This is a genomic window from Ruegeria sp. BG9, from assembly GCF_056538305.1.
Window position 1 is genome coordinate 190315 of record NZ_JBQFSY010000001.1, and the last position, 23976, is coordinate 214290.

Sequence of the window (23976 nt, forward strand, 5' to 3'; positions counted from 1 at the left end):
CCGGTTTACGCCTTGGCGGGGGTGAAAGAAGCGGATGCTCCAACCGGCGGTCTTGATGAGGATGTCTCCCTCAAAAAGCCCAAACCCCGCCTGCGGGTTTGAATGGCGCGCGTATACGGCAGGTTTGGATGCAGCGCAAGGGCCAATCGCCCTTATTTATCAAGCCGCGCCAAGCTGTGCGCATGACGGACGGCCTCTTCGCAATGCGCGGCCAGCGCCTTACGGTTTTCAAAGTCGCTGACCTTGGCCGGCGCATGATAAATCAGCTCGACCGCCCCCTGCCTGCGCGCGCCGAGCGTCTTCAGCAAATGCGGGCCGAACTCCATGTCGCCCCACCAACCATAAAACCGTTCCGGTTCACCCACAGGTGCGTGAAACACCACCGAGACCGGCTGAACATACATGAAATCCCGCAGCTCATCCGCGAAGAACGCCGCAAAAAGTGTTGTTTTAAATGGCAAAACCCTGAGGCCATCGGTCGAGGTTCCCTCCGGGAAAAACAGCAGCTTGTGCCCAGCTTTCAGGCGGGTTTCGAACACCTGCGTTTGTTCTTTTGCCTTCTTCCGGTCGCGCTCGATAAAAACCGTTCCAGTCGCGCGCGCCAACCAACCGATACCGGGCCACTTCGCCACCTCGGCCTTGGATACGAAATACACCCGTTTGCGCGCGTTCAGCGCAAAGATATCCAACCAAGAGGTGTGGTTGGCCACCACTGCTCCACGCTCCGCCATCAGATCTCCGGACGTTCGGAAACCTATTCCCAGAATGCGAAAGGCGTTGCGGCAAACAAATTGGGTGATGAACGGGGTTATGGGTCGGCGAATACCGAATAAGGGGAGTTCGATCAGGCGTATCGCCAACAAGATGATCAAGCCACCAAAGACCAACAGTGCTAAAGGTACACCACGCAAGAAAACCAATACCCACCCCAAAACGCCAAGGTGAATAGCATCCGGCGCGTCGTCACTGTTCCAAAGCGGATCACTCACGGCTTTAGGCTCCGCCATAGATGCGCTTTTGCCGCTCGTTCATCCGCGCGGTATCTAGGATCAAGCAGACATCGGTGGTGTTAAAGCTGTGGTCGATAAAGGCCCCCTCGCCCACAAACCCGCCCAAACGCAGATAGGCTTTGATCAGCGCGGGCACCTGCACCATGGCCGCCCGGCGGTCGAGGTCTTCGGGTGCCACGAGGTTCATGGATTGAAACACATCTGGCTGCGCGCGCACCCGCAGATCTTCGGGCGCCAGATGGTTGTAATGCAGCATAGATAAGGGTTGGGCGAGCGCGGTAACGTCGGTGCCGTGAAAGCTGGCGACGCCGAACAGAACCTCGATCTCACGCTCGGTGACATAAGCCGCCAAACCGTTCCACAGGTGATACATCGCCGTGCCGCCGCGATAGTCCGGATGCAGGCAGGATCGGCCAAGCTCCAGCAGCTTGCGACCGCTCTGCTTAAGAACGGTCAGATCATACTCATCTTCGGAATAGAACTGGCCCAACTCTGCTGCACGTTCACCCGGTAACAGCCTGTAAACGCCGACAGTTTCCCCGGTTTGATCATCTACCGCCAGCATGTGATCGAAATACGGGTCGAACTTGTCCCGCTCCAGTCCTGCATCGTGATCGACCATCTCTCCGCCACCACCTAGCTCGCGTACAAACACGTCATAGCGCAGGCGCTGCGCGGCGCGCAGGTCCTGTTCGGTTTCAGCGAGTCGGATGGTGAAAGAAGGGCCTGAATCCGGCATGTCGTTCCTTGAAGTTGCCTCCGGCTGATAGCGCAGCTGTTCCCCCAAAGGCAATACGGGTCCCATCTGATGACTGGCGTTAACCTTTCCTAAACCAGTTTCACAGATCAAAGACCGGCATCAAGGCGATACGCGATCCGTCGATTACCACTTTCCCCTGCTCGCGGAAGTTCACGGTAATCTTGCCCCCGATATTGGATTGCACCTGTCCAACGCCCCAATCGGGGAAATCGGGGTGGCGGACGAACATGCCCGGTGCAAGAATGGCATTGAGGTCTGTCATGGGGGCTCCGGTCTGGTGGCAGATACAGCAGGAGGTACGCATGGGCGCCACAGACGTCAACCTGGCCGAGCTCATTGGCTCGCGCATCTGTCACGATCTGATCAGCCCGATCGGGGCCATCACCAACGGGCTGGAGCTGTTGGATATGGTTGGCGCGGTACAAGGCCCCGAGATGGAGCTTATCTCGGGCAGTGTCGGCAGTGCTGGCGCGCGCATTCGGTTTTTTCGCGTGGCCTTTGGCTCGGCCAGCGACCAGCCATTGGGGCGCAGCGAGGTCGCCGAGTTGCTAAAAGACGTGGAACGAGCAGGTCGTGTGCGGGTCAACTGGAACCTGACCGAGGCTGTGCCACGCAATCAGGTCAAACTGGCCTTTCTGGCCCTGATGTGCTGCGAGAGCGCGATGCCGTTTGGCGGGCAGGTCGATATATCGACCTCTGACATCGGTTGGCAGGTAACAGGCACAGCCGATAAGCTGAACATTGACAATGACTTGTGGAAGAATGCTGCCACGGGCAACTTCGCCAACAAACTCACCCCCGCGCAGGTTCAGTTTGCCTTGCTGCCGGAAACGGCGGCGGCCATGGGGCGGCGGGTTGCGGTCGAAACCGCCACAACCCGCGTCGCCCTAAGGTTTTAGGTACGGGTCGTTCCGTTACCGCGCACCAGATATTGGAAGCTGGTCAACTGCGCCGCGCCGACCGGACCACGTGCGTGCATTTTACCCGTGGCAATGCCGATCTCAGCGCCCATCCCAAACTCACTGCCATCCGCAAACTGCGTTGACGCATTGTGCATCAGGATGGCGCTGTCCAACCGCTGGAAGAAGCGGGCCGCAGCCGCGTCATCCTCGGTCATTATGCAATCGGTGTGGTTCGAGCCAAAGTGCTGGATATGCGCAATGGCGGCATCGATATCGGCGACAGGTTTGGCGGCAATGATGCTGTCCAGAAACTCTTTGCCCCAATCCTCAGAGGTGGCTTGGTTTGTTCCGTCGACGGCCAGAACACCTTCGGCATGAACCTCGACCCCGGCGGCCATAAGCGCGGCAATCACGTCGCGCCCGAGGGTTTCGGCCACATCCTGATGGATCAGCAGACACTCTGCCGCGCCGCAAATACCGGTACGACGGGTCTTGGCGTTGAGCACCACGTCCAGAGTCTTTTGCGGGTCAGCGGCCTTGTCGATGTAAATGTGCACGATGCCTTCAAGATGGGCGAAAACCGGCACGCGCGCCTCGCGTTGAACCAGCCCAACCAGGCCTTTGCCCCCACGCGGAACGATGACGTCGACATAGTCGGTCATGGTCAGCAATTCCTGCACCGCCGCGCGGTCACGGGTTGGCACGAGTTGAATTGAGTCCTCAGGCAAGTTCGCGGCTTTCAGACCTTCGACCAGACAGGCGTGGATCGCGGTGGAGGAATGAAAGCTCTCAGACCCACCTCGCAGAATTACGGCGTTGCCAGACTTCAGGCATAACGCCCCCGCATCAGCGGTCACATTGGGGCGGCTTTCGTAAATCACCCCAATGACACCCAACGGCGTGCGCACACGCTGAATGTTGAGGCCCGAGGGCATGTCCCACTCGGTCATCACCTCGCCCACTGGATCGGTCTGATCAGCCACCGTGCGCAACCCATCAACCATGCCCTGAATACGGTCCTCATCCAGCATCAGACGGTCCATCATGGCAGGGCTCAGGCCCTTTTCGCGTCCGAACTCCAGATCCTTCTTGTTGGCTTCGATAATCTGGACGCGATTGACCCAAACGGCCTCAGCTGCTGCGATCAGGGCTGCATGTTTACGCTCGGCCGAGGCAAAGGCCAACTCGCGCGCGGCAGCTTTGGCGCGTTTACCCAGATCAGCCATCAGAGCGGGAATATTGTCGAGATCCTTCATAATCTTAGCCTTTCTGCGCCGTTATAGCGCCAAATCGTCCCTGTGAATCAGCGCTGCGCGACCAGGGTAGCCCAGCGTTGCCTCAATCTCTGAGGATTTTCGTCCTTTGATTGCGTCAGCCTCTTGCGCGGTATAGCGGCTGATGCCCTGCGCCAATCGACGCTCTTGCAGATCAAGAATGGCGACCGGATCGCCGCGTCCGAAATCACCGGTCACTTCCACGATACCCGCAGGCAACAGGCTTTTGCCATTTGAAAGCGCCTTTGCGGCGCCGTCGTCGATCGTGATCTCTCCGCGCGGTTTCATCGCCGAGATCCAGCGCTTGCGCGCCGCATGCGGATCAAGCGTTGCCGTGAACCACGTGCTGTTCGCGCCATTCTCAAGCGATTGCAAAGGGTTGAGTGTCGATCCTTCGGTGATCGCCATATCGCAGCCCGCAGCCGTCGCCATCTTGGCCGCCATCAGCTTGGTCTTCATACCGCCTTTGGAGAGGCCTGAACCGGCGTCTCCGGCCATCGCCTCAATCTCGGGTGTAATCTGTTCGATCGTGTCGTAGCGGGTGGCCGAGGCATCTTCGTTTGGATTGCCGGTATAGAACCCGTCCACATCCGACAGAAGGATCAATTGATCCGCACCAACGGTCACCGCGATCTGAGCAGCCAGCCGGTCATTGTCGCCATAGCGGATTTCATCCGTGGCGACGGTGTCATTTTCGTTGACAATAGGCACAACGCCCAGACCCAAGAGCGTCTCAAGTGTCGCGCGAGAGTTCAGATAGCGGCGACGATCCTCGCTATCCTCGAGCGTCACAAGCACTTGGGCCGTGGTGATCTGGTGCGGGGTCAGTGCCTCTTCGTAAGCACGCGCCAGACGGATCTGACCAACAGCAGCTGCGGCTTGAGATTGCTCCAGAGCCAACGCCGCCGCAGGCAGGCTCAAAACACCGCGCCCCAAAGCGATCGAGCCAGAAGACACCAGAATCACATCCGTGCCTTGCCCTTTCAGCCAGGCCACGTCCTGAGCCAGTGATTTCAGCCAATCAGAGCGTAGCTGTCCCGTCTTCCGATCCACCAGCAAGGCGGACCCGATCTTGACCACCAGCCGACGGGCTGCGGTCAGGGTTGCCACGGCGCGGCCTCCTCGGCGGGTTTCTGGCGTAGGCGATTTTCGTCGATCTGGGCACGCAGGGCGCGCAGCACCTCGGTCACGCCCAGATGCGCGACACCTGACATCGTCATGACGGGTCCGCCCACGGCCTCTTCCAGTTCGGCCTTGGCCAAATCCCGTTCTTCGTCATCCAGAGCGTCGACCTTGTTCAGAACCGTGATCCGAGGTTTCTCGGCCAGTTCTCCGCCATAAGCCTCAAGCTCATGGATGATGGTGCGGTAGTCTTGGGCCACGGTTTCCGAAGTGCCATCGACCAGATGCAGCAACACCGCGCAGCGTTCTACGTGGCCGAGGAACCGGTCTCCGATCCCGCGCCCTTCATGAGCGCCTTCGATCAGGCCGGGAATATCGGCCACGACAAATTCCACATTGTCCACGCCGACCACGCCCAGATTGGGGTGCAGCGTGGTAAACGGATAATCCGCGATTTTGGGCCGCGCGTTAGAGGTTGCAGCCAGAAAGGTCGATTTGCCGGCATTGGGCATGCCCAACAGGCCAACATCCGCGATCAGTTTCAGCCGCAGCCAGATGGTGCGGTCAATACCAGCCTGCCCCGGATTTGCCCGACGCGGTGCCTGGTTGGTGGCCGATTTGAAGTGGAGGTTCCCAAAACCGCCATTGCCGCCCTTGGCCAGCAGAACCCGCTGCCCGACCTCGGTCAGGTCGCAGATCACGGTCTCTTCGTCCTCATCGAGGATCTCAGTCCCGACCGGCACCCGCAGAATGATGTCGTCACCATCCTTACCCGTACGTTGCTGACCGCGGCCCGGTTGGCCGTTCTTGGCAAAGAAGTGCTGCTGATAGCGGAAGTCGATCAGGGTGTTTAGCCCATCCACGACCTCGGCCCAGACAGACCCACCCTTGCCGCCATCCCCGCCATCAGGGCCGCCGTATTCAATGTACTTTTCGCGTCGGAAGCTGACGCAGCCGCTACCTCCGGCCCCGGACCGGATGTAGACCTTTGCTAGATCGAGAAATTTCATGGTCTGTCCCCTACTGCAAAGGCCCCATCGGCCACAAGTCAGAGTTTCTTTGTATAGGTCCAGGTGGGCACATTCGCGTCGCGCGCCACCGAATAGCTTTCTGCATCGCCCAGATACTGGAACCCGCAATGGGTCAGTACCCGCGCCGAGGCTGGGTTGTCCTGAAACACGCTGGCGAACATATTGGCGTTCTCAAGGGGGTTGGCACCGACCAAGGCCTCAACAGCCATAGAGGCAATGCCCGTGTTCCAATAGACAGGCGCAACCCAATAGCCAACCTCGGACTGGTTGCGATCAAGCCGCTGCAGAGAGATCAGGCCGATCAGCTCGGGCCCGCCGTCCTTGGTGGCATCCATCGCCCAGACGTCCTCATCCCGGTCTTCCGCCATCGAGCGGGTCACGAAGGCTTCAATCGAGCCCGGCGGCAACGGGTGCGGGATCGACGTGGTCATCCGCGCCACACGCTCATCGCCTGCGTAATGTTCGATAAGCCCCATGTCCGACCGACGCAGAGGGCGCAGATCGAACCGCTCGGTTTCGATGACCGGCTGATTTATGATTGCTTCAAGTTTCATGAGTGCGTTCCTCCTCCGAACAACACAAAAAGTACGGACGCAACAGTCAGACTGGCGAGCGTCCACATCAGATATTTTTCCGCAGGCCGACCTTCAACCACATGGGCGATCCGGTCCCCTGCAAATGTCCAGATCGGGTGCAAAACGACCTGGCAGAACAACAAACAAAGAGCGATCGTGAGCGTCGCCTCAAAACTGGACGTCCCCGCCGCAACAAACCCCGTGAACCCTGCAATGATCATTGCCCAGGCCTTGGGGTTCAGCGGATGAACTATGAGCCCAGACAAAAAGCCCGGTGCTTTTCCATCTGCAGTTGCACGAGACAGCCTTAGATTGGCGATCTTCCATGCCAGCCAGCAAATATAGGCAGCAGAAGCGTATTTCAGCACCTCAAACGCCAGCGGAGCCTGATCGGCAACCTGCATTAGACCAAAGCCCACAGGCCAGATGATCAGCTGCTTGCCCAAAACGACCCCGGCCACAAAGGGCAACGCTGCGCGAAAGCCATAGCGCGCACCTGTTCCCATCAGGACCATGTTGGCCGGTCCCGGCGTGCCGACCTGTGAGGCGGCAAAGATGAGGAAGCTTGTGGTTGCGACGGGCATTGCTGTTCTGGATCACGACTGCGTTAAAACGAAAAAGGGACCGGCATTTTCTGCCGGTCCCCCATGAATTTTTTATTAAACCTTCTGGGTTTCGGCTTACTCTGCGGCCTCCGCCACTGGCAGGACCGAAATAAAGGTGCGGTTTTTGAGTCCCTTGTGGAACTTCACAGCGCCATCAACGGTTGCAAAGATGGTGTGATCTTTGCCCATGCCTACGCCTTCGCCCGGCCAGAACTTGGTGCCGCGCTGACGTACGATGATGTTGCCTGCGATGGCCGCCTGGCCACCATACAGTTTCACGCCAAGGCGGCGACCAGCTGAGTCGCGACCGTTACGGGAGGAACCGCCAGCTTTTTTATGTGCCATTCTCTCTCTCCTTAGCCTTGAGCCAGCTCTTTGGCTTGCTCAACCCATTCGGGCTTCACTTTGATGGTGTCGATAGCAGCAATCTGCTCGTCCGACAAGGCGGCCAGAGCGGCAAAGCTCTCGATACCGGCTTCAACCAGCTTTTTGGCAGCGGCAGGGCCAACACCGTTCAGCTTGGTCAGATCGTCAGCGGCAGCAGCGGCGGGTGCCTCCGCTTTGGCTTCTGCTTTCTTGGCGGGCTTTGCAGCAGGTGCCGCTTCGCCGGCCGGAGCAGACCCGGTTGCAGCCTTGATGCCCGACTTGTCAGCGCCCGACGACAGGATGTCGGTGATTTTGACCAGTGTCAGTTTCTGACGGTGGCCAACGGTACGCTTCGAGCTGTGCTTACGACGGCGCTTGACGAATTTGATGACCTTGTCACCTTTGATCTGTTCGATCACTTCCGCCTGTACGCCTGCGCCTTCAACGAAAGGTGCGCCAACAACCGGAGCGTCACCGCCCAGCATCAGAACATCGTTGAATTGAACTTTTTCACCTGCGTCGGCAGCCAGTTTTTCAACGCGGAGCACGTCGCCCGCCTGAACCTTGTACTGCTTGCCGCCAGTCTTGAGGACCGCAAACATGCTTCTTTCCTTTTCTAACCCGCGTTCTGTGGTCCCCTTTCGGGCGTTTTTGGCTTGAAAGCCACCTCGAACAGCGCGCCCTGTTTGGGCTGTGTGGAAGACCCCGAGAAGTTTCAAAGGGTCATATAATAACGACACCCGGCGCGGAGAACCGGCCGGGATGCGCGCTTATCCACATAATGAAAGGCAAAGTCAACACCCAAGACTGGTCAGAGATCAGAGGATTGCCAAACCTGCGCCACCGCCGCGCCCAGACGGTACGAAATCCCATCAAACATCTCGTCAAACCCTTTGAAAAGGGCCGCGTTCAAGGCCTGCCCGGTCTCGGTTCTGGAAAACGCAATATTCTCGCGCATCTCGACCTCGTTCAGCGGCTGATAGGCCAGAAGCAGAAAGGAGTACAACCATGTGGTCGTTTCGGCCGTCACAGTGTCTTTCTGCGCCAGCAACCCATCCAGAACCTCTTCGTATTCGGCCAAACTGTCGCCGTAGAGCCCTAGGAAAAAGTTGTAATCCGCACTCAGCGAGCCTTGGACATTCTGGTCAATCAGGTCGTTCGCGCGGATATATTCCTCGACCAGTTCGAACCGGGGCGAGTCGGGTTCCGTGCCCTCATAGGCCTCGTTCGCCGTCTCTTCGATTGCCTCATCTGCAAAGGCTTTGCGGGCCGAGTTCTCCAGCGTCACGATCGTCTGCCCCAGATCGCTTTCGAAGAAAACGATTGCCTGATCCATCTGCTCCTTCGTCATGCCCTCGGCGAAGGCTTCGGTCAGACGAGACTTCATCCAAGAATGGTTATAGATCTCTTGAACCTGATCGTGAAACAGAGGGCCTCCGTCACCGTCCAGTAGGCTCTCTTCGAGTTCCTGCTGATGGACCATGCCTTCGTCGATCAGAATTCCTACAACCTGATCCAGCTTCATGGCATGCGCCAGCCGATTGGCCCGCTCATTCGCGACAGCTGGCAGCGCGCAGAGAAACGCCACCACAAAAGCAAGTGCCAGACGCATCAGATATCCTGAGCCGGATGAAGGTCTGCCATCCGGGCTGCCAGAACCTCGAACCGCATCGCCATGATCTCATATTGGATCGCGTTCAGAAGCTCATAGACCTCTTGCATCAATGGCTGTTCAAGCGCCTCGGCATAGGCCTCGACCTCTTCGTCCGAGAAATCCTGATAGGTATAGGCCGCCCCTGCTAGCGCTGAAAGCTGCAGAGCTTGACGCATCCCGGCCTCATTCTGCCGCAGCATCAACCGCAACTCATCCGCGTCCAACTGCAGGTCGATCACGCCAGACGCGCTGGCCGCCAGAAGAAACCGCAATTGGATCTCCTGCAGGGCACGCAACGAAGTCCCGCTGGCATCAATCGCATTGTTCATCCGCTTGAGCTGCTCCACACGGGGCGAGCCATCCTGCACAAGGCCAGCAACAATTTCCTGTCCCTCCTGCTGTTTGGCCTCTTCATCCTCATTCAGATGCGCCGCGTTTTCGACCTCAACCAGCCTTTGCCCCAGATCCGAGGCATAGAACTCCACCGCATGCGCCAGCGCCTCATCGCTCAGCGTCTCTTCGAGAATCGAGACAGCGGTTTCATGCATAAGCTCGGTATCGAAGACCTCTTCGGTCAGGCGGGTCCAGTCTGATCCGAACCCATCGGGGTCAATGCCCAGCATTTCAGGGGCAGAGCCGGACGCCAGCGCGATACTTTCCAGCGCCACATCAAACCCGGTGGTATTGAGGAAGGCTTCGATCCGGTCGCGATTGGCCGCAGCCGAAGAAACGGGGACCAAAACAAGCGCGACAAGCAGCGCGAGCAATGGGACAACAGAACGCTCAACTCGATTTTTCATGCCTATCAGCCTAGGTGTTTTGTTGCGGCAGGCAATGGAAAATCCAAGGAATGTGATTTCTGGGAATTTTCTGCTTGCACCCCTGCGCGTTCCTCACTAAATCCCCCCCTCACAGACCCCCGCGGAGAGGTGCCGGAGTGGTCGAACGGGGCGGTCTCGAAAACCGTTGTGGGTGCAAGCCCACCCAGGGTTCGAATCCCTGTCTCTCCGCCATTAACCTATATTTTTAAGTCTTTCCCTAGTTCGACCCTATGCGCCAAAATAGGTGTCAACGTGAAAACGGTGATTTTTCGCCCTGTTTTTCGCGCCTATCAACCGGTTTTGATGCGGTTTTGGCTGGGGTATCAGGGGCATGGATTGCACCGGCTCGGCGGCTTTGCCCAAGCTGAAGACCCTGAGGCACGGCGACACGCCCCGGTCCGCTTGGTCCTGATTTTGCTGCGACCCTAACACGCCCAATTTACGGCAGGACTGGGTTTCAGCAGTATCCCTCGCGGTTCACTAGTGATCGAGCCGTTAGGGTTTCAAGGCTCTTATACCGTCCACCTGGGTACCGGCGACAATCCAGTACACGACATAGGTGGCCTGAAAAATATGAACAGTTGAGTTGGATGCATTCTCCGTTCCCGACCGATACCTTCCCGGTGGGTCACTTGAATGCTTCTTCGAGGGCTCTCGCAAAGGTGGTTTGAGATGATTTCAGGTCGTGATTGCGATGGACTACCTCCGCGTTGGCCTCTGCGTGCGATCGTAGACTCTCGTCCCCCGAAAGCGATTCGAGGAAGCTACTGACCTGTTCTATGTACTCGTCATTGGGTAGATCATATGAGGTATAGTCTTCACTAACCCAACCGGTTTCCTCCTCAAAATAGTGTCGATCGCGGACCCCTTTCATCTGATACAGCCAAAGATTCGCATCCTTTTCCCGAAAGAACTCTTCGTATCCAAGCGCGTCCGAAATGATCGGGATGCTATAGGAACGTATTGCTTCAAGCAGGCTGTAGGAGTGTAGGCCAATTGCTGGCATAGCAAAGATGTGAGCCTGATCCTTGAGGGCTTTCATCTTCTCAAAGGGCACAAACGTGTCGTACCAGGTGATTTGCCGCAAAAGCTCGGGTGAAAACCGGTCTTTGATTTCTTCGTCAATGGAAGAAACGATTGTCAGCTCAAAACGATCTTGCCAGTTCCCAAGATTTTCGAGCGCCGACAGTAATAAATGCCCACCTCTCTTGAAAAAAGATGCTGGTTGGTTGTGGAGGGAATTCGTAAATAGAATCCGGGTCTTTTGATCGGACGAAAACTTTTGATCAAGCTCGTCTTGCGTCATGGACGGCGCTTCTATTCCAAGTGGAATATATATGCATTTCCTGCAAATGTCCGGATAACCATGAAAAACACGATGAAAAATATCCACTGATGACTTCAGGTGACTGAAGATCAGGATGCAGGTTTCCTGCCTAAAACTATCCGCCAACATGGAGATAACTTTGTGCTGCAACTCTATTGGAATGCTGCGTGTTCCCGTCGGGCGTATCGGGGTGAAAAGTGTAGGAAAACTCTCAAAATGAAAAATATAGGGGCGACTTCGTAGAACTGGAGGACTTGTATGATCAAAGGTGACAACGTCCGGAAAATCGTCAAAATCCGCCAAACACTCACCAAAATAATATGAAAACTGCCCATAATATGATGCCAGGCCGTATTGCTCGAGGTGAGAGTGCAAGCGTTTCTTCTGCCTTCCCAATTCAGTCAAAGGCTCCATGCGCTTTCTTATTAGTCTTTTGACTCTTCCTGGTACTACCGCATCTATCTTTACTGTGTTGAACCTTTCGGCGTCTTTGATAAACGAGCGCACCAGCGGGTGTGCGCCATTTCGGTATCTGTAGAAATCGTTGTGCCAGAATGTGCCTAAGTTGATCATTGACGCCTGTGTTTTATTGGCCGGTTGCGTGTCCTTCAAGGCCGCGCGCGACTGAATGGTCTATCTCAACTTTCCGCTATGTGGAACCAAGAGTAAAGGCAACTTAGTCCGCTCAGCGGCTACATAAGGGTCTAAATTTAATGGTAGTTTTGAGGCGTGGCGGCCTTCTGGCGTCAAGACACTGACACTTACGCCTAGCACTTCGATTGCCTGCAACGCATATTCTTGCGCCTCTGCCTTGGCCTCCGCCCTCACGTGTTCACCTGATCTATTTGATCAATGCCGACGCGGACCTGCGCCTTGACCTCGCGGGCGGCGTTGCGAGCATCAGAAAACCCAATTTCAGGAAGGGAACCGAGGCGCGTCTTACGCCGCTTGCCCGTCAATGGGCTGGCGTAACGAACCATCCTGCTTTTGGCGTTCTCAGGTTTGATCCGTAGATTGGACGGCCAACACTGCCCACCGCATGAAAGAAGGGCTAGTCTCTGTCGCCGGGATGAGTGAGTTTCCGAGCCTTGGCTGATGATAGCTCATTGACTTTTTTGGGCACCGAAAAGACTCTCCGCCATAAATTCTAATTGGCTTCTTTGCTTTCTCAGGCCGACAGGTCTATCTTTTCGCGCAAAGAGAGGGGCTGGCCAAGACCCCCTCATCCAGCCCCCCTCACACCGCCCCTCACATTCAACCACAAAGTGAGAGATCAGTGCCCCTTTTGGCCCAATAGGCCTATTCAAACAAAAGACGTTACTCGTTAATTTGGGGACCGAACCCGAGCGCGACCCCCACAATGTCTCTTTTACCCCGTCTGACTGCAGTGTCGGTCATTTTGGGGTCAAAGGCAGTGAAGTCCTTCACATAAGACCAAAAATTCGACCGAGCAGTAAAGTGCGAGCATCGTCGCAGGTTTCGCTCGGCACCACGTTCTCGCGCAACGCCTATACCTCAAACGCCGGGCTCAACGCGGTAATGCGATATCATCGAAATTCAATGCAAAGCGCAAAGCGGTGGGCGCTTTGTCGCCGGATCAAGCCGCTCAATCAGCGTAGCTTGGCCCAAACCCGTATTCTGCTGAGAAATCACAAGAATTCCCCTTTGAGTCGTCCTAGATTTGGATCATCCCAGCGGCACAAATTTCCAAAGGAGACACATAATGTCGCGTACTCTTCTTATCATCATCGTCCTCGTCGGCCTTGGCGCGGGCGGGTATTTCTATCTTAACCAACCCGAACCGACGCCGGCCGAAAAACTTGAAGCTGCAGCCGAGGATGCAGGCGATGCGGTCAGCGAAGCGGCCTCGGCCGTGCAGGAGGCCGCAAGCGAAGCGCTGGAATCGGCTACGGAACAAGCCAGCGAAGCGGCGTCATCTCTGACCGAACAGGCCTCTGAGGCCGCGTCATCTGTTGCGGATCAGGCCACTGAGGCCGCCAATTCGATCGCGGATCAGGCGTCCGAGGCGGCAGATCAAGCCGGTGATCAGGTTGCCTCGCTGGCGGATCAGGGTCAGGAGCTGTTCAACTCCTGGGTTCAAGAAGGCATGCTGACAGCACAGAACTTCGACTATGACGCCATGGTCGCCTCGGTCCAGAACAGCGAGATGGCACAGGGTGTCAAAGATCAGGTGATCAAGATCCTGGATGAGATCAAAGCCTCGCCCGAGGCGGTTCTGACCAAACTTCAGGACCTGCAAAATGCGATGAGCCAATAAGCATCAGGCCGTCCACGGGCGGCCTTCTCCACATGCCGCGACGTTAGACAGCGGCTGAATTGACGCGGCGCGGAGCTTTTGTTTGGCTTGACCCAACAAGAACCCCGCGCCGATTTTCTTTGCCGTCAGGCTGAAAGCTGATCCGGTGACCCTGGCGCCACTCAAGGACTGACCAATGACCGATTTGCCCTCTACTATGCGTGCCATTGTCCTGAAACACGGTGGCTATTCCGGCACCATGACTGGCCCCACAATCACAGACGCGTCTGAGTGGTTGGTCGATGCCGAATTGCCCGTCCCTACCCCCGGCCCTGGAAAAGTTCTGATCCGGCTGCGCACCGCTTCGGTCAATCCGTCAGATATTCACTTCATCAAAGGCGAGTACGGCCAACCCCGTGTCAAAGGCGCCGCTGCGGGCTTTGAGGGGTGTGGAGATGTTGTGGCAACGGGCAAAGGAGCGGAAGGTCTACAAGGCCTGCGCGTCGCCTTTGTTGCCGCCGGATCAGGGGCGTGGGCCGAATATGTCGTGACCCAGATGCAAATGTGCATCCCTCTGCGCCCTGACATCTCGGACGATGACGGGGCTGCGCAGATCGTCAATCCGCTAACAGCGATGGCCATGGTCGATATAGCCAAGAAAGACGGCGATGCGTTTGTTGTTTCAGCCGCAACCAGCCAGTTGGGTAAGCTGATGTGCAGCCTTGGGCGGGATCTGGGATTAAAGCCCATCGCCATGGTGCGGCGCGCTGAGGCCGCTCCGATGCTGAAAGAGCTTGGGGCTGCGGAAGTTCTGGTCACAACGGACCCTGACGTTGCGCACCAATTTGCCGAACTGAGCGCCAAGCTGAAGCCCCGCGTCTTTCTCGACGCTGTTATGGACCCTCTGTCCGAGCAGATATTCTGCGCCATGCCCAATCGCGCGCGCTGGATTTGTTATGGCAAACTCGGCAGCGACGCCCCGACCCTGACCCAAACCGGGCAGCTGATATTCATGGGCAAACGGATCGAGGGGTTCTGGCTGACCAACTGGATGATGACCACCCCTCCAGCCGACCAGATGCGCGTTGTGACCGAGGTTCAGGCGCGCTTTGCCGACGGGCGCTGGAAAACGGACGTATCCGAGCGTCTGGCGCTGGGCGATCTGATCGCCAACCTGGCGGACGCTTTGAAAACGAGTGACGGGAAGGTGATGATCACGCCCTAACCCTATGAAAAAAGGGCCCGCACTTGCGAGCCCTTTTGAATTTCGTTGTTCGCAGCGATTAACGCTTCGAGAACTGGAACGAACGACGCGCTTTGCGCTTACCGTATTTCTTACGTTCCACAACGCGGCTGTCGCGGGTCAGGAAGCCAGCGGCTTTCAGAGCACCACGCAGCGACGGATCGTACAGCTGCAGCGCTTTCGAGATGCCGTGCTTGACCGCACCGGCCTGACCGGTCAGGCCACCGCCTTTGACGGTTGCAACAACGTCGAACTCACCTTCAACACCAGCAACCTGGAACGGCTGGCGCAGGATCAGCTGCAGAACCGGACGAGCGAAGTACTTGTCCTGGTCTTTGCCGTTCACGGTGACCTTGCCGGAACCCGGCTTGATCCAAACGCGGGCAACAGCGTCTTTACGCTTGCCGGTGGCGTAGGAACGGCCCAGCTCGTCACGTACGGGTTCACGTACGATGACTTCTTCGGCCACGGTTTCAACGCCTGCGACGGCGCTCAGCTCTTCGAGAGTATTGATCTGATCAGCCATCGGTCATTAGCTCCGGGTGTTCTTCTTGTTCATGGACTTAACGTCCAGAACTTCGGGGGCCTGGGCTTCATGCGGGTGCTCGGCACCGGCGTAAACGCGCAGGTTGGTCATTTGCTGACGCGCCAGACGGTTGCCCGGCAGCATGCGCTTGACGGCCTGAACGACAACGCGCTCAGGATGTGCACCTTCCAGGATCTGCTGTTTGGTGCGCGACTTGATGCCGCCCGGGTGGCCAGTGTGCCAGTAGAAGTTCTCTTCGCGCTTCTTGCCGGTCATCTGGATTTTGTCAGCGTTGATCACGATGACGTTGTCGCCCATGTCCATATTCGGGGTGAACGACGCTTTGTGCTTGCCACGCAGGCGCATGGCGACGATCGAGGCAAGACGGCCCAGAACAACGCCCTCGGCGTCGATCAGGATCCATTTCTTGTCGATGTCTGCAGGTGTTGCAGAAAAGGTTTTCATGGCAGGATAGTCCTGTTTGATGTGAAAGACCGCCCCAAGACAGAGCGGTCCGAATTCGATGGAGGGGGTTTAGACCTGCTTAGAATGCACGTCAACACACGTAATCAAGTTTTTATATAGCATTTTCATATGCTTATAAAATAGGTATTATTTTACCCCATACTACACGCTGATTTGCTCAGGCGGATTGTCCAGCAAAGCCCGCAGGCGGAGCATCGCGTCCTCGAACCTCTGCAGGGATACATGCCCGTTCATCGCAATGCGCACCGCATTCGGGGCGCGCCCGTCCCGCAGCGCGAACTCATCTGCAGACCGCAGCTGAATACCTTCGCGCTCAGCGGCACGGCTGAACGCAGCAGCTCTCCACCCCGACGGCAAAAGCAACCAAACAAACGGCACATCAGGCGCCCAGTTCAGATCGAACCCGCCCAGTGCATTCACTGTCACCCGCACATACTCTCCCATCCGCGAGCGCACATCCCGCGCAATTTGGCGCGTGCGAGGGTCAGAGAGCAGGAGCCGCGTCAGTTCAGCCAGCGGCTGTGCCAAGCCAAAGTATCCGTATTCGGCTGAGCGGCGCAGATCCACGCTCCGGTCCCTAGGCGCAATGGCAAAGCCGACGCGCAGGGACGGAGTCAGCACTTTCGAGATCGAAGACACATGCCACCCACGCTCTGGGGCCAACGCGCGGAAGCTTGGTTCCTTCGCGTCTCCCATCCGGTAGCAGTCGTCCTCAACGATCTGCACATCGAATTTCCGTGCAATTTCCACGATTTCCTTGCGCCGCTCCAAAGGGGTGTGCAGCCCGGTCGGGTTCTGAACCTCGGGCGAGACACAGACTGCCTGCGCTGGCGTCTGGCGCAAGACATGCTCCATCGCTGCCGGGTCGATGCCCCATTTGTCCATTCGGATGCCAACCACATCGGCCCGCATCAACTCTGCCGCGCGACGGAACCCGGCATAGGAAAGATCTTCGACCATAACGATCGGTTTCGGACCCTGCAGAATGGTCTGGAATACAAGGCACAGGCCGTTCTGACCTCCGTGTGTCAGTACAATGTCGTCGTCGCTCAATTTGCCAAGCGGCAGGTCCGACAACCATTCAACAACCGCCTGACGCATAGGTTTATACGCATCGCGTGTCGGATAATTCATGAACAAGGCCGGATCCGACTGCGCGACTTTCTGTAGACATTCGCGGATCAGAGACACCTGCCCCATATCCGCAAGCCTCGGGCTGAACAGGCTGACGTGATTGGAATTCTGAGCTTCAGCCAGATGAAGCTGCCGAGACCAGACATCGTCCAAAATCGGAGATTTCGGAGGGGCGACAAATGTACCACGTCCGACCTCAGCTTGTAGCAAGCCCTCTTCGGTCAGAATCGTATAAGCCCGCGCAACGGTTCCCGGAGTGATCTGCAGGCGATACGCAAGTTCGCGCACAGGAGGCAGTTTGACCCCGATATCTAACGTCTTACTTTCAATCGCTTTTCGTATTGTATCAGCCACTAGGGTGTACTTGGGCCCTTTGGATTTTGGCAGCGTCTCCGGCCAAATTGTATCCATTACAATTCTTCCTTTGCATTTGACACAATTGCGAATGTATCAAACACATGTACCGAACATTGCTACTTTGTGTCAATACAATTTGAAAGGAATACTGAGATGACACGCACAATGCACACTCCCGCCCTTACATTGCTCAACGCCAGCCCCCGGCTGCCGCTGATCGCTGTGCTGGCCGTGCAGTTTGCGGCGGCGGTCACTCAATGGGAACGCCGTCGTCGCAGTCGCGTCAATCTGGGAAAGCTGGATGACAGGTTGCTCAAGGACGTAGGCCTGACCCGTCTGCAAGCCGACCGCGAAATCAAGCGCTATTTCTGGCAGCTTTAACCCATCCCCAGTCCCAAATTCATTTGGGACCTCTTCCCTGGCCGGGGTTCGCCCCGGCCCTTTTTATCCGAATTTTGCAGCCGAAGACCCGGCGGGCGGGATGGAATAGGTCATACTGGCCCGCGCCACGGGCTGATCTGATCCAACCGAGTAAATCAATACATCGCCAACGGCCAGAGTGCGCCCCAGTTTCAGAAGGCGACATTCAGCGATCAGATCTTTGCCACCTTCAGGTTTGCGCAAAAAGTCCAGAGAGCTGTTGGTCGTCACCGCCAAGGACTGACGCCCCTTGCGCGCCAACACCATGGCATAGACACAAACATCCGCCAGACCGAACATGGACGGTCCTGAAACCGTACCGCCGGGGCGCAAATGACGGTCTTCGACCACGAGGCGCATGGTAATCGTCTCCTCGGTCAGGTTCTCAACCACGAAATCGCGATGAACCTGTGGGAATACCTCCTTAAGGTACTGCGACAGCTCGTCTTTGCTTAACGCCAATCCCATGCTTCCCCTCCTTCACTTCTCACCCTAGAGTTGGCCCAACAGCCAGCGGGAGGGCAAGATGGCAATTTTGGAACGTAACGACACAGGTGCCATCGCGCGGCTGCACATGAACGCACCTGAAAGGCTGAACGCGCTGAGCGACGAGATGCTGGCCGCGTTGCAGGCCGAGTTCGATGCGCTGCGCGTCGACCGTTCGATCCGGGCCGTTGTCCTGTCCGGCGAAGGCAAGGCCTTCTGCGCCGGGCATGATCTAAAACAGATGACAGCCGGACGTCAGTCTGAGGATGGCGGCAAGGCCTATTTCCAGGACCTCTTTAACCGTTGTGCGCGGATGATGATGTCAATTCAGTCCCTGCCCCAACCCGTTATTGCGCAGGTCCACGGCATTGCGACAGCTGCGGGTTGTCAATTGGTCGCCACCTGTGATCTGGCCGTCGCCGCCGAAGGCACGCGCTTTGGGGTGAACGGAGTGAATATCGGCTTGTTCTGCTCAACCCCCATGGTCGCACTCAGCCGCAATATCCCCAGAAAGCAGGCATTTGAGATGCTGACCACCGGAGGGTTCATCTCAGCCGAACGCGCGCAGGAACTGGGGTTGATCAATCGGGTTGTCCCCGAAACGCAACTCAACGACCAAACCATCGCCTTGGCTGAACAGATCGCAGACAAGCTGGGCGTCGCAGTCAAAATCGGAAAAGAGGCGTTTTATCAACAGCTTCAGATGCCGCTGGATCAAGCCTATGCCTATACCGGAGAGGTAATGGTGCAGAATATGCTGCATCGCGATACCGAAGAAGGCATTTCTGCGTTTATCGAAAAACGCCCCCCGAATTGGTCTCAATAGGACAATTATTCCGAACATTTTTCATCACTGTCATCATTTTTGCACTTTTCAAAAGGGCAATACTGTGGCAATGCTGGGACGAGGCTAAGGCCTCAGGTACACTTTTGGGTCGCCGTGGGCGGAAGGTCCCTCCAAGCTGGTTTCTCTCACTGGCGTTGACATTCCCGCAGCGGCGACCCCAAGACCCCCCTAAAATCCGGACCATTTGGCGGTTGCTCAGTTGCGCCTGCTTGGGCTCTGCCCTATGTGGCAGCGCATGACACAAGCATTGCATATCGTGGGCGGCGGCATGGCCGGGTCCGAGGCCGCATGGCAGGCGGCGGAAATGGGCGTGGATGTCGTGATCCACGAAATGCGCCCCACAGTAGGTACCTTTGCGCACCAGACCGGTAATCTGGCCGAGATGGTGTGTTCCAACTCGTTCCGCTCGGACGACGATGAACAGAACGCCGTGGGCCTGTTGCATTGGGAAATGCGCGCCGCCAATGGCCTCATCATGACGACTGCCGATGCCCACCGCCTGCCCGCAGGCGGGGCGCTGGCTGTTGACCGCGATCCGTTTGCCGAGGCGGTCACTGCCAAACTGCGCGCGCATCCCCGGATCACGGTGACGGATGAAGAGGTTACCTCTCTGCCCGACGACGGTCAGTGGATCTTTGCCACCGGTCCTCTGACCTCGGCCAAGCTGGGTGAAGCCATCCAAGCCGAAACCGGTTCGGACGCGCTGGCGTTTTTTGATGCCATTGCGCCGATTGTCTATGCCGAGAGCATCGACATGAGCAAAGCCTGGATGCAGTCCCGCTATGACAAAGGCGAGACCGAGGAAGAGCGCACCGCCTATCTGAACTGCCCCATGGACCGCAATCAGTACGAGGCCTTCATCGATGCCCTTCTGGCCGCCGACAAAACTGAGTTCCACGAGGGTGAAACCGCAGGCTACTTTGATGGCTGCCTGCCGATCGAGGTGATGTCTGAACGGGGTCGTGAAACCCTACGTCACGGGCCGATGAAGCCTGTCGGCCTGACCAACCCCCATCAGCCGGACGTGAAACCTCATGCCGTTGTGCAGCTGCGCCGCGACAACGCTCTTGGCACGCTGTTCAACATCGTGGGTTTCCAAACCAAAATGAAATATGGCGCCCAGACCGAGGTGTTCCGCATGATCCCCGGCCTGGAGAACGCAAGTTTCGCACGCCTTGGCGGGATACACCGCAATACGTTCATCAACTCTCCGACTTTGCTGGACGCGCAGATGCGTTTGAAATCAAAGCCCAATATCCGGTTCGCCGGTCAGATCACCGGTGTAGAAGGCTATGTCGAAAGCGCGGCCATGGGGCTTCTGGCAGGTCGACTGGCAGCCGCTGAAATTCTGGGCCGCACCCTGCCCAAGGTACCGCAGGACAGCGCCATGGGTGCCTTGATCCATCACATCACTGGCGGCGCAGAGGCCAAAACGTTTCAGCCCATGAACGTCAATTTCGGCCTGTTCCGCCCTGTAGATGGCCTGAAAGGTGGCCGCCGGGGACGCAAAGACCGCTACAAGGCCTATACCGACCGCGCAAAGGCTGAATGGACGGAGTGGCTCGCGCAAAGCTGACTGGACGATAGAAGATCCAGCGGCTTATCATGCGGTTATGAGCGACAAGTTTTTCAAGGACACATACGGATCGAAATCTCCGCAGGACACCCAAGCGCACTACCAGAAATGGGCAGCAACCTATGAGGATTCTGTCGCGGAACAGGGATATGCCACGCCGGGCAGGGTTGCCAAAGCGATATGGTCCAAGAGGCCTGAGGCACAAACGCCCATTCTCGACTATGGCTGTGGAACGGGGTTGTCCGGTGTTGCGCTGCGCTCAGTCGGGTTTGAAGTGATCGACGGAATGGACCCTACGCCGAATATGCTTGAGGAGGCCAAAGCGAAGAACGTCTATCGTGCGCTGATCGGCTTTGACATATCGGACCCCGAACCCATTGAACACGGCACCTACTCAACCATTTCAGCTATCGGAGTAATCGGTGCAGGAGCAGCCCCCCCTGAAACTCTGGACCTTCTCATGCACGCGCTGCCAAAGGATGGCTTGTTGGCATTCTCTTATAATGATCATACACTTGCAGACCACTCTTATACCATGCGTCTGAACGACTGGCTGGACATGGGCGCCGCACGGTTGCTGTTTAAGGAATACGGACCTCATCTGCCCGGAATGAACATGAAATCTGACGTGTACATACTCGAAAAGACGTGACTTTTAAGACCCGCTTTGCGCCTTCTCCAACAGGTCCCTTGCATCTAGGCCACGCCTATTCGGCAATGTTGGCCAGTGACATGGCTGCCTCTGAAGGAGGCACATTCCTGCTGCGGATCGAGGATATCGACCAATCCCGCGCACGACCACAGTGGGAAGAACAGATCTACGTAGATCTCGAATGGCTGGGCCTCAGCTGGCCGACACCGGTTCTGAGGCAATCTGAGCGCATCCAAATCTATGAACAGGCCCTCGATACCCTGTGGTTGAAAGGTCTTTTGTACCCTTGCACCTGCAATCGCAAGGATATCGCCGCAGCGGCCAGCGCCCCTCAGGAAGGTGCACCTCTGCACGGGCCGGATGGGATCATCTATCCCGGCACCTGTCGGCACAAAGCGAGCCGAAACAGCGTAGAACGACCTAAAGACACGCCCCTCAGGCTTGATATGGCTATGGCGGCACAATCCGTTCTGTCACATGGGAGCGGCAGTTTTCTCGAGCTAGGCACTGGACCAAATGGGGAAACTGGACGGATTTCCTTCGACAAGGCCGAACTGGAAACAACGATCGGTGATGTCGTCCTTTCCCGCCGAGGTATGGGCACCTCCTACCACCTGTCCGTCGTCCTCGACGATGCGGCGCAGGGTGTGACCCATGTCATTCGCGGTCAGGATCTGTTTGAGGCAACGCGTATCCACGTCCTGTTGCAGGCTCTGCTGGGCTTACCCACGCCCGAATACCTGCACCACCGCTTGATCCGCGACCCGAACGGCAAACGCCTCGCCAAACGAGACGACGCTCGCGCCATCGCAAAATACAGGGTCGAAGGCGCAACCCCTCAGGACATCCGCGCCATGGTCGGCCTTTGACACCGCTTTGTCGTTTCAAAAATACTCAAACCGAAGGTAGCGACATCTGCGCCACTCACTCCATCGGTTTCATCAACTCGACTTCTTCACCGTCGCGCGCGGCCGTGTAGAAGCACGACCGGCGATTTGTGTGACACGCCGCGCCAGTCTGACGGATCACGACCAAGATGCAATCCCGGTCGCAATCAAAGCGGAAATCGACCAGCTCCTGAATATGCCCGGACGTCTCGCCCTTGATCCAGAACGCCTGGCGCGAGCGCGACCAATAGGTGACGCGCCGCGTCTCCAACGTGCGCTCAACCGCTTGCTGATTCATCCAAGCCATCATCAGGACCTCACCCGAGGCGTGATCCTGCGCGATGGCGGGGATCAGCCCGGCTTCGTTATATTTGAGATTGGATGGATCGAACGTGACTGTGTCAGACATGACAAAAACCTTTTGCATCCCGAGGGCTGACCACTATGTATGGGGAACACGGAACGAGGGAAAGTCATGAGCGGCGAGAACGACCTGATTAAGCTGTACTCCGGGCGCATTCTGGCGCTGGCGGCTGATATCCCGCATCTGGATCGGCTGGATCAGCCCGATGCGACGGTCAAGAAACGCTCGCCCCTTTGCGGGTCGACTGTAACCGTCGACGTGACGATGAAAGACGGTCGCGTTGTTGAATTTGGGCAGGACGTCAAAGCCTGCGCCCTCGGTCAAGCGGCCGCTTCGGTGGTGGGTGACGCCGTGGTTGGGGCCACGCGGGCGCAAGTTGAAACCGCCCGCGATCAGCTGAAGACCATGCTAAAAAAGGATGGCCCCGCCCCGGATGCCCCGTTTGACGGGCTTGAGGTTCTGATCCCCGCCCGTGAATACAAAAACCGCCATGCCTCAATCATGCTGGCGCTTGAGGCAACAGCTGAAGCGATGGAACAAGCCGAACAGTCGAACTGCGCCTAAGCTTGGCGTTCTAAACCAAACCTGTTTAATTTCACCCAAACTTCGGTGGAGGAATGGGCTTGAACAACCTGCTCGAACACTTCGTGACGTTGTGGGTTGTCATTGACCCGATCGGCACAATTCCTGTTTTCATCGCCGTCACTGCGGGCCTCGAAGCCGCTGCACGGCGCAAAACGGCGATGCTCGCGTCGTTGATCAGTGCCGGCGTGCTGCTGTTCTTCCTCGTCTTCGGACAATTGCTCATCGAGGCGCTGGATATCGGGTTGAACTCATTCCAGGTTGCCGGAGGGATCATCCTGTTCCTGTTCGCGCTGACAATGATCTTTGGCGAAAGTAAACAGGAGATCGAACAACGCGCCGCCGAAGACGACAAGGAAGATAAGGTCCATAAGCACAACCCAGCGATCTTCCCTCTGGCTGTACCATCCCTGGCGTCACCCGGTGCGATGCTAGCGATCGTGATCCTGACCGACAACCACCGCTACAGCGCCGCCGACCAGGGGATTACTGCGTTGGTCATGCTGTCGGTCGTGCTTATCGCCTTTATTCTGATGCTGTTGGCTGAACCGATCATACGCCTGATCGGCCATTCCGGCGCGGCAATCATCAGCCGGGTGATGGGGATGATCCTGGCCTCGGTCGCGGTGAATTCCGTTCTGTCGGCCATGTTGGAAATCATCAAAACCGGTCAGCTATAAAAAAACCGCCGCTCCTTCCGGGCGGGAAGGGC

Annotated in this window: 29 protein-coding genes and 1 tRNA gene; 11 read left to right on the forward strand and 19 right to left on the reverse strand. The window is 57.1% G+C overall.

Annotated features, from left to right (window positions below; genetic code table 11):
- Positions 1 to 152 precede the first annotated feature (152 nt).
- The 3 genes from olsA to ACR0I8_RS00955 all read right to left on the reverse strand — a co-directional run bounded on the left by olsA (position 153) and on the right by ACR0I8_RS00955 (position 2032).
- Complete coding sequence (gene olsA, locus ACR0I8_RS00945) at positions 153 to 1007, reverse strand: lyso-ornithine lipid O-acyltransferase (protein WP_170688669.1); 855 nt, start codon at positions 1005 to 1007, stop codon at positions 153 to 155.
- Complete coding sequence (gene olsB, locus ACR0I8_RS00950) at positions 994 to 1749, reverse strand: L-ornithine N(alpha)-acyltransferase (RefSeq protein WP_170688670.1); 756 nt, start codon at positions 1747 to 1749, stop codon at positions 994 to 996. The genes olsA and olsB overlap by 14 nt, the downstream gene beginning before the upstream one ends.
- Before the next feature lie 100 nt (positions 1750 to 1849).
- Positions 1850 to 2032: a DUF3553 domain-containing protein gene (locus ACR0I8_RS00955; RefSeq protein WP_170688671.1), complete on the reverse strand. Its 183-nt coding sequence runs from the start codon at positions 2030 to 2032 to the stop codon at positions 1850 to 1852.
- A gap of 40 nt (positions 2033 to 2072) precedes the next feature.
- On the opposite strand from ACR0I8_RS00955, the gene ACR0I8_RS00960 reads away from it, so the two are divergent.
- Positions 2073 to 2669: a histidine phosphotransferase family protein gene (locus ACR0I8_RS00960; protein ID WP_170688672.1), complete on the forward strand. Its 597-nt coding sequence runs from the start codon at positions 2073 to 2075 to the stop codon at positions 2667 to 2669.
- Here the strand turns inward: ACR0I8_RS00960 and ACR0I8_RS00965 are convergent.
- The 9 genes from ACR0I8_RS00965 to ACR0I8_RS01005 form a co-directional block, all read right to left on the reverse strand.
- Positions 2666 to 3928, reverse strand: a complete 1263-nt coding sequence (locus ACR0I8_RS00965; RefSeq protein ID WP_170688673.1) for a glutamate-5-semialdehyde dehydrogenase — start codon at positions 3926 to 3928, stop codon at positions 2666 to 2668. The two genes, ACR0I8_RS00960 and ACR0I8_RS00965, sit on opposite strands and share 4 nt — an antisense overlap.
- 21 nt (positions 3929 to 3949) lie before the next feature.
- Positions 3950 to 5056, reverse strand: coding sequence for a glutamate 5-kinase (gene proB / locus ACR0I8_RS00970; protein ID WP_170688674.1), 1107 nt, complete (start codon positions 5054 to 5056; stop codon positions 3950 to 3952).
- Entirely contained in the window at positions 5044 to 6078 is a 1035-nt protein-coding gene (gene obgE, locus ACR0I8_RS00975; RefSeq protein ID WP_170688675.1) for a GTPase ObgE, read from the reverse strand. Before obgE ends, proB begins: the two co-directional genes overlap by 13 nt.
- Before the next feature lie 38 nt (positions 6079 to 6116).
- A complete protein-coding gene (locus ACR0I8_RS00980) occupies positions 6117 to 6653 on the reverse strand; it encodes a GNAT family N-acetyltransferase (protein WP_170458229.1) in 537 nt (178 codons plus the stop codon).
- Positions 6650 to 7258, reverse strand: coding sequence for a LysE family translocator (locus ACR0I8_RS00985; protein ID WP_170641631.1), 609 nt, complete (start codon positions 7256 to 7258; stop codon positions 6650 to 6652). Before ACR0I8_RS00985 ends, ACR0I8_RS00980 begins: the two co-directional genes overlap by 4 nt.
- A gap of 96 nt (positions 7259 to 7354) precedes the next feature.
- Positions 7355 to 7624 (reverse strand): 50S ribosomal protein L27, encoded by a 270-nt coding sequence (gene rpmA / locus ACR0I8_RS00990; protein WP_010440093.1) that lies wholly within the window; start codon positions 7622 to 7624, stop codon positions 7355 to 7357.
- An 11-nt stretch (positions 7625 to 7635) separates the two neighbouring features.
- Positions 7636 to 8247, reverse strand: coding sequence for a 50S ribosomal protein L21 (locus ACR0I8_RS00995; RefSeq protein WP_170373741.1), 612 nt, complete (start codon positions 8245 to 8247; stop codon positions 7636 to 7638).
- A 209-nt stretch (positions 8248 to 8456) separates the two neighbouring features.
- The gene (locus ACR0I8_RS01000) at positions 8457 to 9257 is read right to left on the reverse strand and encodes a DUF2059 domain-containing protein (RefSeq protein WP_170688676.1); all 801 of its coding nucleotides are present in this window, start codon (positions 9255 to 9257) and stop codon (positions 8457 to 8459) included.
- Entirely contained in the window at positions 9257 to 10099 is an 843-nt protein-coding gene (locus ACR0I8_RS01005) for a DUF2059 domain-containing protein (RefSeq protein WP_170688677.1), read from the reverse strand. The genes ACR0I8_RS01000 and ACR0I8_RS01005 overlap by 1 nt, the downstream gene beginning before the upstream one ends.
- A 123-nt stretch (positions 10100 to 10222) precedes the next feature.
- Between ACR0I8_RS01005 and ACR0I8_RS01010 the strand changes: the two genes are divergently transcribed.
- Positions 10223 to 10312, forward strand: a tRNA-Ser gene (locus ACR0I8_RS01010).
- A 436-nt stretch (positions 10313 to 10748) separates the two neighbouring features.
- On the opposite strand, the gene ACR0I8_RS01015 is transcribed toward ACR0I8_RS01010, so the two are convergent.
- Both ACR0I8_RS01015 and ACR0I8_RS01020 read right to left on the reverse strand, forming a co-directional pair.
- On the reverse strand, positions 10749 to 12059 hold the full coding sequence (locus ACR0I8_RS01015; RefSeq protein ID WP_170688678.1) for a hypothetical protein: 1311 nt from the start codon (positions 12057 to 12059) through the stop codon (positions 10749 to 10751).
- A gap of 212 nt (positions 12060 to 12271) precedes the next feature.
- Entirely contained in the window at positions 12272 to 12547 is a 276-nt protein-coding gene (locus ACR0I8_RS01020) for an Arm DNA-binding domain-containing protein (RefSeq protein WP_480702748.1), read from the reverse strand.
- Between the two features lie 623 nt (positions 12548 to 13170).
- Between ACR0I8_RS01020 and ACR0I8_RS01025 the strand changes: the two genes are divergently transcribed.
- Together ACR0I8_RS01025 and ACR0I8_RS01030 are read left to right on the forward strand one after the other, a co-directional pair.
- Positions 13171 to 13725 (forward strand): hypothetical protein, encoded by a 555-nt coding sequence (locus ACR0I8_RS01025; RefSeq protein WP_170688680.1) that lies wholly within the window; start codon positions 13171 to 13173, stop codon positions 13723 to 13725.
- Between the two features lie 175 nt (positions 13726 to 13900).
- Positions 13901 to 14929 carry an alcohol dehydrogenase catalytic domain-containing protein gene (locus ACR0I8_RS01030; RefSeq protein ID WP_170688681.1) on the forward strand — a complete coding sequence of 343 codons (1029 nt, stop codon included), beginning with the start codon at positions 13901 to 13903 and terminating at the stop codon, positions 14927 to 14929.
- 58 nt (positions 14930 to 14987) lie between these two features.
- Here ACR0I8_RS01030 and rpsI read toward each other — a convergent pair whose 3' ends face one another.
- The 3 genes from rpsI to ACR0I8_RS01045 form a co-directional block, all read right to left on the reverse strand.
- Positions 14988 to 15473 (reverse strand): 30S ribosomal protein S9, encoded by a 486-nt coding sequence (gene rpsI, locus ACR0I8_RS01035; RefSeq protein ID WP_039535473.1) that lies wholly within the window; start codon positions 15471 to 15473, stop codon positions 14988 to 14990.
- A gap of 6 nt (positions 15474 to 15479) precedes the next feature.
- On the reverse strand, positions 15480 to 15938 hold the full coding sequence (gene rplM, locus ACR0I8_RS01040; protein WP_170373746.1) for a 50S ribosomal protein L13: 459 nt from the start codon (positions 15936 to 15938) through the stop codon (positions 15480 to 15482).
- Positions 15939 to 16100: 162 nt separating this feature from the next.
- Complete coding sequence (locus ACR0I8_RS01045; RefSeq protein ID WP_170373747.1) at positions 16101 to 17504, reverse strand: aminotransferase-like domain-containing protein; 1404 nt, start codon at positions 17502 to 17504, stop codon at positions 16101 to 16103.
- Between the two features lie 99 nt (positions 17505 to 17603).
- Here ACR0I8_RS01045 and ACR0I8_RS01050 point away from each other — a divergent pair, with 99 nt between their 5' ends.
- The gene (locus ACR0I8_RS01050) at positions 17604 to 17831 is read left to right on the forward strand and encodes a DUF1127 domain-containing protein (RefSeq protein WP_170373748.1); all 228 of its coding nucleotides are present in this window, start codon (positions 17604 to 17606) and stop codon (positions 17829 to 17831) included.
- Between the two features lie 63 nt (positions 17832 to 17894).
- Here the strand turns inward: ACR0I8_RS01050 and ACR0I8_RS01055 are convergent, their stop codons facing one another.
- Positions 17895 to 18338, reverse strand: coding sequence for a PaaI family thioesterase (locus tag ACR0I8_RS01055; RefSeq protein WP_170373749.1), 444 nt, complete (start codon positions 18336 to 18338; stop codon positions 17895 to 17897).
- A gap of 58 nt (positions 18339 to 18396) precedes the next feature.
- Between ACR0I8_RS01055 and ACR0I8_RS01060 the strand changes: the two genes are divergently transcribed.
- From ACR0I8_RS01060 to gluQRS, 4 genes are all read left to right on the forward strand, one after another.
- Positions 18397 to 19182 (forward strand): enoyl-CoA hydratase, encoded by a 786-nt coding sequence (locus tag ACR0I8_RS01060; RefSeq protein ID WP_170688682.1) that lies wholly within the window; start codon positions 18397 to 18399, stop codon positions 19180 to 19182.
- 256 nt (positions 19183 to 19438) lie between these two features.
- Positions 19439 to 20779 (forward strand): methylenetetrahydrofolate--tRNA-(uracil(54)-C(5))-methyltransferase (FADH(2)-oxidizing) TrmFO, encoded by a 1341-nt coding sequence (trmFO, locus tag ACR0I8_RS01065; RefSeq protein ID WP_170688683.1) that lies wholly within the window; start codon positions 19439 to 19441, stop codon positions 20777 to 20779.
- Positions 20780 to 20816: 37 nt separating this feature from the next.
- Positions 20817 to 21431: a class I SAM-dependent methyltransferase gene (locus ACR0I8_RS01070; protein WP_170688684.1), complete on the forward strand. Its 615-nt coding sequence runs from the start codon at positions 20817 to 20819 to the stop codon at positions 21429 to 21431.
- The gene (gene gluQRS / locus ACR0I8_RS01075; protein WP_170659580.1) at positions 21428 to 22300 is read left to right on the forward strand and encodes a tRNA glutamyl-Q(34) synthetase GluQRS; all 873 of its coding nucleotides are present in this window, start codon (positions 21428 to 21430) and stop codon (positions 22298 to 22300) included. The genes ACR0I8_RS01070 and gluQRS overlap by 4 nt, the downstream gene beginning before the upstream one ends.
- A 55-nt stretch (positions 22301 to 22355) precedes the next feature.
- Here the strand turns inward: gluQRS and hisI are convergent, their stop codons facing one another.
- A complete protein-coding gene (gene hisI, locus ACR0I8_RS01080; protein WP_170659581.1) occupies positions 22356 to 22745 on the reverse strand; it encodes a phosphoribosyl-AMP cyclohydrolase in 390 nt (129 codons plus the stop codon).
- Positions 22746 to 22793: 48 nt separating this feature from the next.
- On the opposite strand from hisI, the gene ACR0I8_RS01085 reads away from it, so the two are divergent.
- The gene (locus ACR0I8_RS01085; protein ID WP_170466876.1) at positions 22794 to 23246 is read left to right on the forward strand and encodes an iron-sulfur cluster assembly scaffold protein; all 453 of its coding nucleotides are present in this window, start codon (positions 22794 to 22796) and stop codon (positions 23244 to 23246) included.
- A gap of 59 nt (positions 23247 to 23305) precedes the next feature.
- Positions 23306 to 23944 (forward strand): MarC family protein, encoded by a 639-nt coding sequence (locus ACR0I8_RS01090; RefSeq protein ID WP_170373756.1) that lies wholly within the window; start codon positions 23306 to 23308, stop codon positions 23942 to 23944.
- The last annotated feature ends 32 nt before the right edge of the window (positions 23945 to 23976 follow it).